The organism is Asaia astilbis JCM 15831 (genome assembly GCF_000613845.1).
In the GTDB taxonomy this organism is placed as follows: Bacteria; Pseudomonadota; Alphaproteobacteria; order Acetobacterales; family Acetobacteraceae; genus Asaia; species Asaia astilbis.
Window position 1 is genome coordinate 68,603 of the sequence record NZ_BAJT01000002.1, and the last position, 13,881, is coordinate 82,483.

A 13,881-nucleotide genomic window follows, 5' to 3' on the forward strand; every position below is an offset into this window, starting at 1 on the left:
TCAGACGATACATCTCACTCTACATTACTTCATCCTTTAAAAATGCTGCGCGAGGTAGGGAGGCAACAGAGGGGCGCTCGTTGCCTCCCTACTCACAACGCATCCTCCTGAGCCATCAGATCGCGGTCTTTCGTCTCAGGGATTGCAAAAGTTGAGACGATAGCAAGACAGGCAAGGAACACGACATAGGACGCGAGCGGGATCCACGCATATTTGCCGCTACTGACCCCACCGACATGGAAACGGGCGAACATGGCGATCAAAAACTGTCCGACCATGGGCGAAACGCCACCAGCGATTACAGACGAGAACTCTCTTGTGAAAGAGACAGCCGTATAACGATGGCGAAGACCGAACATTTCCGGAAGGAGCGCTCCCTGCGTGCCGAACATGCCCCAGGTCGCGACACCAAGTGCAAGGGAAAGTGCAATTGTCGAAGCCAGAGGATTTCCCTGGCTGAAAACATACCAGACCGGCAGGGCGCTCAAAGCCTGAAGGATTGCAAATCCCCGATAGACCTGAACACGTCCGAACCGATCACTGAGTGACCCTGCGATTGGAATGGTGATCCCGCCGACGATGGCCGCTCCGATTAGCATCAAGGTGCTCATACGGCTATTCATGCCGATTGTATGAACGAGATAACTGACCGCCAGCACCTGATAGATCGACGAACCGCCATTCTCAGCCATGCGTAGCCCTAATCCGGCGAGGATGGGCCGCCAGGACGCGGCAAGTGTCGAGCGGATCGGCACGGCCTGATGATGCCGCTCATCGCCCTTGAGCTTAGCAAATGTCGGTGACTCCTTCAGGCGCAGGCGCATATAGAGCGCAATCAGCAGGAGAAACGCACTTCCGATAAACGGGACACGCCAAAGCATGGTCTGTGTGATGTCCGGTACCCCGGTGAGCATCCCGTAGTAAATGAGGCCAGCTGCAACGGTGCCAACCTGAATCCCCAGAAACGGCAAGGCTGCATAATAGCCGCGATGCCGTCTCGGCGCGGATTCTGTCATCATGACAGCGGCGCCCGCCTGTTCTGCTCCTGCGCCAAAGCCCTGTGCCATGCGCAAGAAAACAAGGAGGAGAGGCGCCGCAATGCCGATACTGGCATAAGAGGGGATAAAGCCGATCAGCGTGCTTGCCAGCCCCATCAGGGTGACGGTCAGAAGCAGCACTTTCCTTCTCCCATGGCGGTCACCAAGACGACCGAAGAAGATGCCGCCAATTGGCCGCACAGCAAAGCCGATGAAATAGGTTGCGAAGCTCGCGACCAATCCAAGACCCGGGATATTACTCGGGAAGAAGAGGGGACCGAAGACCAACGCGGAAGCCAGGCTGTAAAGCGCAAAATCGTAATATTCCATCGCGCTGCCGATGGAGCACGTCCAGGCAGCCCGGCGTAATTCGCTTTCCGTCATTTCGGGAGGCGGAACTGCGTCGATCGCAGAGAGATCGGTATCACTCGAGGGCCGCCGATGGCGCTCTGCTGATGCTGAGTGTGACATGACAAGTGCGGTCATGAGAACCTCCTCATCCGGGCCGGAAACCAACCCGAACTGACGAACACCAAACCATGCCCGCCGCGCGATGCGGGCGGGAGCACGCCATTCCGTGAACGGGCTCTTCCCAGGGCCCCATGGGACTTCGTACAGACGCGTAAAAAGAAGACTGAATGGACGATCATGTCAGACCACCTCGAAGCGCAGAGGCCATATCATTGCCTCTGCAAAAGCGATTTAGATCGATCTAAAAACGACGCCACAGAAAACGCTCTCGCCCCGATTTCCTGGACGAACACCACTTTCGTGGAACTCTTAGCTCAATCTGAACAAAACGTAATCTTCACGTAATGCAGGGAGTTGAGGATGTCACACCTATTTTGTTATTATATCGTCACTCTTGTGTGATGGACGGATCAGGCTTGGCGTTTGAACCTCAGGCACTGTCTCGGAGGATTAAACGCGGTGCCATGACAACCCGTTCTCTGGGCAGGTCAGGCCTTTTCAGACGGGCGCTCAACAGATTTGCCGCGGTCGACCCAATCTCACGCGGCATTGTTCCGATGGTTGTCAGGGAAGGGTAGGCGCTTTCGCCTGAGGTAAATCGTCCATCCCGACCACTGCGAAATCGGTACCGATTTTGAGTGCTCGACGGCCAAGATGATGGAAAAGCGTGAGGGCAATGAGATCGTTGTAACAGATTGCGGCGTCAGGACGCGGGCCGGAATCAAACAAGGCATCAAGTGCGCTCTCGTTATATCCATTTCCGCCCATGGCCTCGACGAGGGGCATTTCAGCGAGACCAAAATGTCGGATCGCGCGCCTGAATCCCTCGACGCGTGCCTGAGCCGCAGAATGAGTCTCCATCGCCCCGACAAAGACGATATTGCGCCTGTTCATAGCGACAAGATAGGCAACTGCCTGCTCGATACCTAGCCCGTAATCGACCGAGACGACGTCTCCCTCACTGCCGGGAATCTCACGTAAAACCTGCACATAAGGGAGAGCGAGAAGTCTCAACTCGTCGATCAGAGTATGATCGCTGCCGATTGCAGGGCATATGATCAAACCGTCCACATTATGTTCGCGCAGACGTCGTATCTGGCGGCTCTGTTTTTCAGGAGACTCAGCCGAGTTCGCGATGAAACAGATTGCTCCGGAAGCATCGTTTGCCTCGTCTACGCCGGCGGTCAGAGAACTGAAAAAAGGATTAGCGATATTTGACAAAACCAGACCGATCGTCCCGGTTCGATTTTGACGTAAATTCGCCGCACCGCGGTTGTAGATATAACCGAGGCGCGCCATCGCCGCTCGGACCCGTTCACGCGTCGGCTCTGCGACGAGAGGGCTATCGCGAAGGACGAGAGAGGCCGTGGCGCGGGAGACGCCGGCTTCTTTTGCCACGGCCAGGAGGCTTACCGCAGCTGGATGGACAGATTTCTTCATCCCATTACGCCAGATCAGAGGAAAAACTCACTCGCTCGACCGCCTCAAAAAGCCTGAATGCAAAAGAGCAAGACGGAGGAGAGATTTGAAGAGCGCCGTTAGTACCTGTACGCTCGATGATTACGGCTTTAACGAAAATTGTTGAACGTTGCGATTGTGGTATGGATTTTATTATCACATCTCCCTAATATTCGTTAATATCTCTTCAAACGTTTAGTTTGTCACTAGACGCTTTTCGTTGTTCAACCTAGATAAGCGGCCGTGAATCAAATCTTAACATGCCAGTCAGGCTTAGTGCCCATCTGGTGTATCGGCTAACCGGTAGTTTCGTGAAATTTACGCCACGGTGCCCGCATAGTAGGTTTTAGGGGACTAAAACACACACTCACCGTCATTCGATCCCGAAAGGGTTCTTTCTGGATCGAATGATTTCTGATCACTTTTTATCGCAGCTAAGGACCCCTCTCTTGGCCAGACCAGTCCGACCCAGAGCAACCACCGCACGCAAGAAGAAGGTGGCTGCCGAGCAGCACGACATGCAGGGCGAGACACTTGCTCTCGACTCTGACACGGCTGCTGCACCTTCTCCAGAGATCAATCAGGTACCCGAGGTTGCTCCAGCTGACGTGGTGCCGTCATCGCATGGCTATCCTGTAGAAGCGCTCTATTTCGATGCGGCATGGTACCTCGACGCGTATCCGGACGTCGGGGCCTGCGGTATCGATGCTGTCGAGCATTTCATGACTCATGGCTATCTCGAGGGCCGTAACCCGAACGGTTATTTCAGCGTCTCGGAATATATCGCCGCCAATCCAGACATCCCCTTGACGATCAATCCATTCCTGCACTTCATCATGCATGGTGCTGCTGAGGGTCGCCCGCTCCGTCCGTGAACCGAGCCCCGGCCCTGAGCATCAGGCGGATTGAACAGGCTAGGATGATACAGGTGCTGACTCGACGCTCTCTGGTGGCTGTAGCCACGGTCGCTCCCTCTCTATGCGGGAGTGGCCTCGCGCGCACGCTCAAGCATTCGACGCCTCCCTCCGCTAGCAGCAGCTATCGAGCGTTTCTCGCCTCAGTGAGAAGAGAAGCACTCGATAAAGGCATCTCTGCCACAACGCTGTCACGCGCCTTTACGCTTACTTCTGAACCGAATGCCCGTGTCATCAAGCTCGATCGCCACCAGCCCGAGTTCACTCTGACCTGGGCGCAATATCGTGATCGGGTCATTGGCGCGACACGTATCAGCAGGGACAGGCTGCCTACGCGCAATATGGCAAGCTCCTTGACGCCGCTGGCGCCCAGTATGGTGTGGATCCCCGTGCAATCATGGGCATCTGGGGGCTTGAATCGGGTTTCGGCCGCAAGATCGGCACTTTTTCGGTCATCGATGCTCTGGCTACCCTCGCTTTTGATGGCAGACGCGCCCGTTTTTTTCGTGGCGAACTTTTCAAATCCCTTCTGATCATCGATCATGGTGACATCGCGCCTGAAGCGATGCTCGGCTCCTATGCGGGGGCGATGGGGCAACCCCAGTTCATGCCCAGCGCATATCTGAATTACGCCGTTGATGCGGATCACGACGGCAGACGCAATATCTGGACGAGCGAACAGGATGTGTTTGGCTCGATTGCCAATTATCTGCATGGTTCAGGGTGGCAGCCCGATGACCCTTGGGGGCAAAAGGTACAGCTCACGCGCGAAATTGAGCAAAGCGAGATCGGCCGGTCCAATAAGCAAAGCCTCGGAGCCTGGATGGCACGCGGCGTTCGACGTGAAGATGGAACTGAATTCTCTCAGGCGGATGTCACCGGCGCGATCATTCGACCGGACGGTCCGGGGACAGAAGCGTTCATGGTCTATCGCAATTTCGATGTGATCCGACGCTACAATCCGTCGGATTTCTATGCCCTAGGAGTAGGATTGCTCGGCTATGCGATCGGTTAAGACTTTAAGTTCACTTCTTGGGACAGGGCTGGCGCTGTCGGCGTGTCATCATGACGAAGCTCCGCGTCATGCCACGCCCCATTACGAAGTCGGTCAGGCGTGGCAGGGAAGCGAGACGTGGTTCTATCCCACGGAGCGCTTCGATCTTCGAGAGACCGGGCTGGCCGTGATCCAGCAGCCTCCCAAGGGTGGTGTGACGGCAGACGGCGAACTCTGGTCTGCTCAGGCGATGACAGGGGCTCATCAGACCCTTCAGCTCCCTGCAATCGTCAGTGTCAGAAATCTTGTGAATGGACGCACGGTCCAAATAAGGCTCAATGATCGGGGCCCAAGCTCCTCCGGGCGGCTGCTCGCCGTGACGCCGGGTGTGGCTGATCTTCTTGGGATGGGTAAGGTGCCGACGCCTGTCGAGGTCACCGTCGATGAGGCGCTCAGCCGGCAGATCGCAGAGTCCAATCCGAATGCTCCCAAGATCGACATCACAGCGGCTCCGCGAGAAGCTATCGTCGCACAATCGCTTGATGACGGAACGACGCGTACGCTCGGGATCAAGACCGAAGAGAAAGCTGCCGGTGCAGGATCGCTGATCGTGCCCGAGATGCCACGGGTCGTCATGCAGGGCATGGCTCAGGCCACCCTTTACCGTATCGAGCTGGGTAGTTTTTCGGGCCATACGGCAGCAGCGCGGGTCTCTGGACAATGTGGAGCAGAAATCACGCCGCAGCAGGGTGGCGCGGGCACATTACCGTGGCTGGTGTCACTCGGCCCCTTCACAACCGTGCCCGAGGCGGATAGGGCATTAACACAGGCGCGCCAGTGCGGTGCAACCGGCGCGCATATTGTGGTCAAATAAGGTGTTGATGTGCGGACAAGACGTTTTCTGCTCTCAGGCGCGGCTGGATTAGCCGCTTCAACTCAGTTCGCCTTCGCGCGCCCGCGCCGAGGAAAAGTGGCGGCATCAGCCGCCCCTTCAACCGTCGCCACCCTTCCGAGCGCGTCTCCCGCCACGACCCCGATCGGTCCGCTCGATACGGTTGCGCGCTGGGCGTGCATCATCGATTTCGACACAGGGGCAACCCTTCTCGAAAAGGCCGCTGACGAGCACATGCCGCCGTCATCGCTCACAAAGATGATGACCGCCTATGTCACCTTTGGCATGTTGAGGCGGGACATCTGTCGCTGACTCAAGCCCTGCCAGTGAGCGAAAAAGCGTGGCGGACCCAAGGGTCGAAGATGTTCGTGCCGCTTGGTCAAAGCGTCACAGTCTCCGATCTGATCGAGGGGATGGTCATTCAGTCGGGCAATGATGCCTGTATCGTTCTGGCTGAAGGCATTGCCGGGTCCGAGGAACAATTCGTCAATCTGATGAACCAGACCGCCGCCAAGCTGGGCATGACGAACACCCATTTCATGAACTGCACCGGACTGCCCGATGAGTCGCAGTATATGAGCGCGCGCGATGTCAGCCGCGTCGCCATGCATCTGATCCGCGACTACCCCGAGTTTTACCACCTCTTCTCGGCTACCGAGTTCACTTACAACAACATCAAGCAGGGTAACCGTAACGTCCTTGTCGACAAGGGGCTGGCCGACGGCCTGAAAACAGGTCACACCGATGCTGGTGGGTTCGGACTATGCGCCAGCTCCAAGCGCGACGGCCGACGCATCATCATGACGATCAATGGCACCAGCTCGATGAACGAGCGTGCTCATGAAGGTGAGCGCCTTCTCGGCTGGGCGTTTGCGAATTTCGAGAACGCTACGCTGTTCCGTCACGGACAGGTGGTCGATCACATGCCCGTCTATATGGGGGAAGCCGCAGAAGTCGCGCTGGTCGGGACGAGGGACATCGTTCTGACCTTGCCCCATGGATGGCAGCAGCGCAGCAAGATCAGCGTTGAATACGCATCCCCTGCCATTGCCCCGGTAAGGGCAGGGCAGACACTCGGTGCGCTCGTTCTGCAAAATCAGGGGTTGCCGGATATTCGCCTCGACCTCGTCGCCGCCAAGTCGGTTGCCCGTCTCGGACTGGTCGGCCGTGCCATGGCACGACTGGGTCATGGCCCCAAACCTGCATCGCATAGCTAAGGCGTGAAGGGACTATTCATCACCTTCGAAGGCGGAGAAGGGGCGGGAAAATCGACCCAAATCCGACTTCTGCACGAAACGCTCAGTCAGAAGGGCCATAAGGTCGTTCTGACGCGTGAGCCAGGCGGGTCACCCGGTGCGGAAGCCTTGCGCGAACTCATTTTGTTCAATGAGGCACCGCTTTCCCTGCGAGCCCAGACCCTGGCGCATATGGCGGCTCGTGCCGACCATCTCGACAGTTTGATTCTGCCTGCTCTCGCCCGGGGCGAAATCGTGCTCTGCGACCGTTTTCATGACTCGACTCTGGTCTATCAGGGCTACGGTCTGGCCCGGGGGGACAAGGCGAGCCTGGATTTCATCCGCTCGCTCCGCCAGCTGATGGCATGCGAGCCTGACCTGACCCTGCTTCTGGATATCTCGCCCGAACTTGGGGCGGAACGCATGGCTGCCAGAGGGGGAAAGCCAGACCGGTATGAGCAGGAGGCAACCGAATTTCATCACCGGGTTGCAGCTGCATTCATGGCGATCGCTCAGACGGCACCAGAGCGGGTCAGGCGTGTCGATGCCTCCCACAGTCCTGAGCAGGTTGCAGAAGCGGTCCTCTCAATCGTCTCGACGTATCTTCCTCAATGACCGCGTCCGAGTTGCAAGCGAACTGCCCGCTGATTGGCCATCAGGCGGAGCTGACGCTGTTTCGCAAGACCCTTGAATCGGGCAGACTTCATCATGGATGGATGATCCATGGTGAGTCCGGGATCGGCAAAACGCAGTTCGCGTTCGCCTGCGCCCGGCTTCTGCTTGAGGGAACCGAGCCTGAGAGCCGGGCAGGGCGACAGATTACCGCGGGGACCCATCCCAATCTTCTCGTGATTGCACGACGCTTTGATGAAAAGCGAAAGCGTTTGCGCCAGGAGATCGTCATCGACGACGTTCGTCCTGTGCAGGATTTCCTCCATCACACAGCGGCTGATGGCCGCTGGCGCGTGGTAATCGTCGATGCCGCTGAGACCCTCAATCGCAATGCAGCCAACGCCTTGCTGAAACTGCTCGAAGAGCCGCCGGTCGACACGGTATTTCTGCTGACATGCCCGGTTCCGTCGGCAATGCTGCCCACGATCAGAAGCCGATGTCGCCTGCTCGCGCTCAATCCTCTCACAGACGAAGAGACAGCGCGTGTCCTGACGCATCATGGGCGCCAATCATCCGGGCCCGGAGGCCTTGTCGCTCAGGCTCAGGGCGCTCCGGGACGTGTCTTGTCAGGCGATCGCGGGACGGACCAGATCGCGCGGCAGTTGACTGAATCGTTGATCGCACAGGGTTCCGAGATCGATGCAGACGCTCTTGCCGGGCTCCTGCGACATGATGACGGTTTTGCCGTGCTGTGTTCTTTGCTAGGAGAGGCACTGGTGAACCGGGCCAGGGGTCTGGCAGGGCGAGGAAAGCTGAATGAGGCCGCCAAGGCCGCAGAGGCATTTTCTGCGCTGCAGGCGTTACAACGCGAGACCGAACGGTTCAATCTGGACAAAAATCAGGCTGTCAGACAGGCAGCCGCCTTAGCGAGTGCCCCATGACCTCACGTTACTACGTTACCACCCCGATCTACTACGTGAACGGCGCACCGCATATCGGCCATGCCTATACCTCTATAGCCGCAGACGTGCTGGCTCGCTTTAACCGTCTCGACGGCAAGGACGTATTTTTCCTGACCGGAACCGACGAACACGGGCAGAAGGTCGAGCAGGCCGCACAGACGGCCGGCGTCGACACCCAAAGCTTTACCGATGGGATTGCTGCGGATTTCCGCAGCATGGCAGACGCCATGGAGATTTCGTACGATGATTTCATCCGTACGACCGAACCGCGTCACAAACAGGCCGCTCAGGCCCTTTGGGAGAAAGTCGCGGCAAACGGCCATATCTATCTGGATGCATACGAAGGATGGTACGCGCTGCGTGACGAGTGTTTCTACTCGGAAGACGAACTGACCATCCATGCGGACGGAAGCAAGACAGCGCCTACAGGCGCTCCGGTCGAATGGGTGAGAGAACCCTCTTATTTTTTCCGTCTCTCCGCCTTCGAAGATCGCTTGTTGAAGCTTTTCGAGCAGCATCCTGAATTTCTCGGCCCGTCCGGTCGGCGCAACGAGATTGTCAGCTTCGTCAAGCAGGGGCTGAAAGACCTCTCAATCAGCCGGACCAGCTTCAAATGGGGCATCCCGGTCCCGAACGATCCTGAGCACGTGATGTATGTCTGGTTCGACGCCCTGACGAACTATCTTTCTGCGCTGGGCTATCCCGATCAGAATGCCGAGCGCATGGCGTACTGGCCTGCCTCCGCGCATATCGTCGGCAAGGACATCATCCGCTTTCACGCTGTCTTCTGGCCCGCCTTCCTGATGGCTGCGGAAATCGAGCTTCCGAAATCGGTCTATGCCAATGGCTGGTGGACGATCGAAGGCGAGAAGATGAGCAAGTCGATCGGTAACGTGATCGACCCGCGTGATCTCGTGCAAAGCTTCGGTCTCGACCCCGTGCGCTTCTTCCTGCTGCGTGAGGTACCGTTCGGTGGGGATTCCGATCTCAGCCGCCGCTCTCTGATCAATCGCCTGAATGTCGAGCTGGCGAATGATCTGGGCAATCTGGCGCAGCGCACATTGAGCCTGATCGCACGCAATTGCGATGCCACCTTGCCTGCGTTCGATGCGCTGAGCGAGGACGATAATGCCCTGTTGGCCAATGCGTCTCTTCTCCCGGAATTGATGCGCGGCCAGCTGGCACGCTTTGCCGTGACCGAGGCGCTGGAAGAGGTGTGGAAGCTCATCCGTGCCTGCAACTCCTATATCGACCGTCAGGCTCCCTGGGCGTTGAAGAAAACCGACCTTGTCCGCATGGCGACGGTTCTGCGCGTCTTGCATGAGGCGATGCGTCACATCGCGACGGTGCTCCAGCCTATATGCCCGGCACAATGGACAAGCTTCTGACCCAACTTGGCGTGGAACAGGAGCAGCGCAGCTTTGCCGCTCTTTCGGGCAAACTTGCCGACGGCCTGGCTCTCCCTGCGCCACAAGGCTTGTTTCCGCGTTATGTCGATCCTGAGGCTGCCGCATGAGCGGCCTGATCGATACACATTGCCATCTGGATCGGCTGGATGACGTTCCCGCCGCTCTGACGTTGGCCAAAGAGCACGGTCTTGCCGGGTTGACGACCATCGGCACACGTTTGTCGCGTGCCAGCACCCAGATCGAGTTGACCCGTTTCGACACGCCCGAGTTGCGCGTTTGGTGCACAATCGGGACACATCCGGATCATGTCGAGGAAGAGGGCCTGCCGGAAGTGGCAGCGATCACGCGCCTGACGGAGCCACAAGGCGTGATCGGGATCGGTGAATCAGGGCTGGATTACCTCCACGGCGATGTTCCGGTCCGCGCGGCTCAGGCTGACAGCTTTCGCCGTCACATTGCAGCCGCACGCGAGACCGGGCTCCCGCTTGTGATCCACGCGCGTGAAGCCGATGACGATGTCGCTGCGATCCTGCGAGACGAACATGCAAAGGGTGCCTTTCCCTTTCTGCTACACTGCTTTGCTTCAGGCATGGCGCTGGCAGAGGCCGCAGTTGAGCTGGGAGGCTATATCAGCTTCTCCGGTCTGCTGACTTTCCCGAAATGCGAAACGATACGCGAGGTTGCGCGCGCGATGCCGCAGGAACGTCTACTCGTTGAGACCGACAGTCCGTTTCTGGCGCCGGTGCCCAAGCGGGGCAAACCGAACACACCCGGTTTTGTCGCCTATACCGCCCAACGGCTCGCTGAAGAGCGGGAGATGAGTCTTGAAGAACTGACTGAGCTCACAACCCGCAATTTCTACACCCTGTTCAGGCGCGCCTGATGAAGGTCACGATCCTCGCTGCGGTGGGTCCGGCGGCGTTCCGATGGTTGGCGGAGCGGACGGGGAAGGGATCTGGGGCGAGTGCGACCCGAACGAACCGCGGAATCAACGCACGCGCTCGTCCATCGTCGTCGAGGCCGAGAGCGGTAAACGTCTCCTTGTCGATTCCGGACCAGACCTGCGAACGCAGCTTCTTCGCGCGAAGATCGGCGTGGTTCACTCTGTACTTTACACGCACGAACACGCCGATCACGTCGCCGGACTGGACGAATTGCGGGCGATTAACCGCATGCTCGATGCACCTCTGCCGCTCTACGCCACTGACGCCGTGATGAAAGAGCTTGCAGCGCGGTACAGCTATGCCTTTCGTCCCTGGAGCGGAAACGGATTTTTCAGACCGGTGCCCGAACCCCATCTGGTTTCGCTGACTGATCGGGTCCGTGTCTGCGACCTCGATCTCGAGCTTTTCGAACAACGGCATAACCGCATCCCGACCATCGGCTTGCGCTGTGGCGATTTCGCTTATTCGACAGATGTCGAGCATCTGAGCGAAGAGGCGCTTGCCTGCCTCGACGGGGTGAAGACCTGGATTGTCGGGTGCTTTCAATACGAGCCGCATATCGCTCATGCCTGGGTCGATCTCGTGATCGAGTGGTGCAAAAGACTCAAACCGGAACGCACGATTCTGACCCATATGGGACCAGCACTCGATTACGAAGCGCTACGCCGTGTTCTGCCCGAGGGCATTGAGCCTGGTTATGATGGCATGGTTCTCAGCCTCTAAATATTTTCGCCTTTAACCAGTTTTTTGTTGAAGCTCGGTTCGAACTCGCGATAGCGTTCAGGTATCGAGCCCTTCTGTGGCTCCTAATAACGACGTTAATTCCCAATAATACAGGAAAATTCCGGGTAATTCCTAGCGATGTTGGAGCATTATTTGTCTCCACACCCATTATCGTCTCTTAACGCCTGACTTCCCGACCATCGCCCTGCAGCACTGCCGAATGGGTCTGACCGTTTCGACCCTCGTACTAGTGACAGGTTTCATCGGAGCCTATGAGTCATGACTTCATCCCCGGACGTGTTCACGCTGGCCTCTTCCTTCCGAGAGGAACGCCGGGAAACAGAGATGTCACTTTCTTCCTATCTGTCGCTCTGCCGTGAAGATCCCAGTTGCTATGCGGGCGCCGCCGAACGCATGTTGAAAGCAATTGGCGAGCCGGTCATGCTCGATTCTTCGCGCGACCCGCGTCTGAGCCGGATCTTCATGAACCGGACCGTCCGGACCTATCCTGCTTTTGCCGATTTCTATGGCATGGAAGACGCCGTCGAACAGATTGTCGGCTTTTTCCGCCACGCTGCCCAGGGCCTGGAAGAACGCAAGCAGATCCTCTATCTGCTCGGCCCGGTTGGCGGCGGCAAATCGTCTCTCGGCGAACGCCTCAAGACATTGATGGAGCGCGAACCTATCTATGTCCTCAAAGCGGGCAAGGAGATCAGTCCGGTCTTCGAGAGCCCGCTGGGGCTGTTCGACCCAGAGCGTTTCGGAGCCTCTCTGCTCGATCAATATGCGATCCCGCGCCGCGTCCTGACAGGCATTGCCAGCCCTTGGGCACTCAAGCGGCTGGAAGATTTTGATGGCGACATCTCTCGCTTTACCGTCGTGCGCCTTACCCCGTCCAAACTCCGGCAGATTGCCATCGCCAAAACCGAGCCGGGTGACGACAATAATCAGGACGTGTCGGCGCTGGTCGGCAAAGTCGATATTCGCCAGCTGGAAAATTTCAGCCAAAACGACCCCGATGCCTACAGCTTCTCAGGTGGTCTGAACCGCGCCAATCAGGGGCTTCTCGAATTCGTCGAGATGTTCAAAGCACCGATCAAGATGCTCCATCCGCTGCTGACGGCAACGCAGGAGGGAAATTATGTTGGCACGGAGAATATCGGCGCGATCCCCTTTACGGGCGTGATCCTCGCTCACTCGAACGAAGCTGAATGGCAGACCTTCCGTAATAACCGCACCAACGAAGCGTTCCTCGACCGCGTCTGTGTCATCAAGGTTCCGTATTGCCTCCGCGTTACCGAGGAGTCGAAGATCTATGAAAAGCTGATTCAGTCTTCTGCGCTTGGAAACGCCCCATGCGCGCCGCACACACTGGAAATGCTTGCCCAATTTGCGGTTCTTTCCCGCCTCAAAGCACATCCAAATTCCACGCAGTTTGCCAAGATGCGGGTCTATGACGGCGAGAATATCCGCGAGACGGACCCCAAGGCCCGGGCGATGCAAGAGTATAAGGACAACGCAGGCGTCGATGAGGGGATGGAGGGCATATCGACCCGTTTCGCCTATAAGGTCCTGTCTGCGACGTTTAACCATGATCCTACAGAGATCTCAGCCGATCCGGTGCATCTTATGTATGTGCTGGAACAGGCGGTAAGGCGCGAGCAATATCCGGCAGAAATCGAGGCCACTTATCTGGCATCGCTCAAATCCGATCTGGCGCGGCGCTATGCCGAGTTCCTCGGTAATGAAATCCAGAAAGCCTATCTCGAAAGCTATAACGATTACGGTCAGAATCTCTTCGATCGCTATCTCGATTACGCCGATGCCTGGATTGAAGATCAGGACTTCAAGGACCCCGATACCGGACAGCTGATGAACCGTGACCTTCTGAACGCAGAATTGAGCAAGACCGAGAAGGCGGCTGGTATCGCCAACCCCAAGGACTTCCGCAACGAGGTCGTGAAATTCTCGCTTCGGTCCCGTGCCTCCAACGGGGGGCGAAACCCGTCATGGACAAGCTATGAGAAGATCCGTGACGTGATCGAAAAGCGCATGTTCAGTCAGGTTGAAGACCTCCTGCCTGTGATCAGCTTCGGCTCGAAAAAGGACAGTACGAGCGAGCGCAAACATGATGAGTTTGTCAGCCGAATGGTCGCGCGGGGTTACACAGAACGGCAGGTTAGACGTCTGGTCGAATGGTATATGCGCGTCAAACAATCCGCCTGACACG

The 13,881-nt window shown here is 57.5% G+C and carries 10 protein-coding genes and 3 pseudogenes; 10 read left to right on the forward strand and 3 right to left on the reverse strand.

Translation table 11 applies throughout. From position 1 onward, the window contains the following. Positions 1-92: 92 nt before the first annotated feature. The 3 genes from JCM15831_RS01790 to JCM15831_RS15810 all read right to left on the reverse strand — a co-directional run bounded on the left by JCM15831_RS01790 (position 93) and on the right by JCM15831_RS15810 (position 2,948). Positions 93-1,523, reverse strand: coding sequence for an MFS transporter (locus tag JCM15831_RS01790; protein ID WP_025822292.1), 1,431 nt, complete (start codon positions 1,521-1,523; stop codon positions 93-95). Positions 1,524-1,938: 415 nt separating this feature from the next. Beyond that, positions 1,939-2,058, reverse strand: a complete 120-nt coding sequence (locus tag JCM15831_RS22200; protein WP_232227937.1) for a hypothetical protein — start codon at positions 2,056-2,058, stop codon at positions 1,939-1,941. A 14-nt stretch (positions 2,059-2,072) separates the two neighbouring features. After that, positions 2,073-2,948: a LacI family DNA-binding transcriptional regulator gene (locus JCM15831_RS15810; protein WP_232227938.1), complete on the reverse strand. Its 876-nt coding sequence runs from the start codon at positions 2,946-2,948 to the stop codon at positions 2,073-2,075. Positions 2,949-3,415: 467 nt separating this feature from the next. Here JCM15831_RS15810 and JCM15831_RS22205 point away from each other — a divergent pair, with 467 nt between their 5' ends. The 10 genes and pseudogenes from JCM15831_RS22205 (at position 3,416) to JCM15831_RS01845 (ending at position 13,877) form a co-directional block, all read left to right on the forward strand. After that, a complete protein-coding gene (locus tag JCM15831_RS22205) occupies positions 3,416-3,841 on the forward strand; it encodes a hypothetical protein (protein ID WP_232227939.1) in 426 nt (141 codons plus the stop codon). 53 nt (positions 3,842-3,894) lie between these two features. Continuing rightward, positions 3,895-4,895, forward strand: a pseudogene (locus tag JCM15831_RS15820) (lytic murein transglycosylase). After that, positions 4,882-5,748, forward strand: coding sequence for an SPOR domain-containing protein (locus JCM15831_RS01810; RefSeq protein ID WP_025822296.1), 867 nt, complete (start codon positions 4,882-4,884; stop codon positions 5,746-5,748). The pseudogene JCM15831_RS15820 and the gene JCM15831_RS01810 overlap by 14 nt, the downstream one beginning before the upstream one ends. Before the next feature lie 9 nt (positions 5,749-5,757). Beyond that, positions 5,758-6,983: pseudogene (locus JCM15831_RS15825) on the forward strand (D-alanyl-D-alanine carboxypeptidase family protein). A gap of 3 nt (positions 6,984-6,986) precedes the next feature. After that, on the forward strand, positions 6,987-7,616 hold the full coding sequence (gene tmk / locus JCM15831_RS01820) for a dTMP kinase (protein WP_025822297.1): 630 nt from the start codon (positions 6,987-6,989) through the stop codon (positions 7,614-7,616). Beyond that, the gene (locus tag JCM15831_RS01825) at positions 7,613-8,554 is read left to right on the forward strand and encodes an AAA family ATPase (protein ID WP_025822298.1); all 942 of its coding nucleotides are present in this window, start codon (positions 7,613-7,615) and stop codon (positions 8,552-8,554) included. The genes tmk and JCM15831_RS01825 overlap by 4 nt, the downstream gene beginning before the upstream one ends. Next, positions 8,551-10,091, forward strand: a pseudogene (metG, locus tag JCM15831_RS15830) (methionine--tRNA ligase). The gene JCM15831_RS01825 and the pseudogene metG overlap by 4 nt, the downstream one beginning before the upstream one ends. After that, positions 10,088-10,867, forward strand: coding sequence for a TatD family hydrolase (locus JCM15831_RS01835; RefSeq protein ID WP_025822299.1), 780 nt, complete (start codon positions 10,088-10,090; stop codon positions 10,865-10,867). The pseudogene metG and the gene JCM15831_RS01835 overlap by 4 nt, the downstream one beginning before the upstream one ends. A gap of 43 nt (positions 10,868-10,910) precedes the next feature. After that, entirely contained in the window at positions 10,911-11,651 is a 741-nt protein-coding gene (locus tag JCM15831_RS15835) for an MBL fold metallo-hydrolase (protein ID WP_035773632.1), read from the forward strand. Positions 11,652-11,930: 279 nt separating this feature from the next. Then, positions 11,931-13,877, forward strand: coding sequence for a PrkA family serine protein kinase (locus tag JCM15831_RS01845; RefSeq protein ID WP_025822300.1), 1,947 nt, complete (start codon positions 11,931-11,933; stop codon positions 13,875-13,877). Positions 13,878-13,881 lie beyond the last annotated feature (4 nt).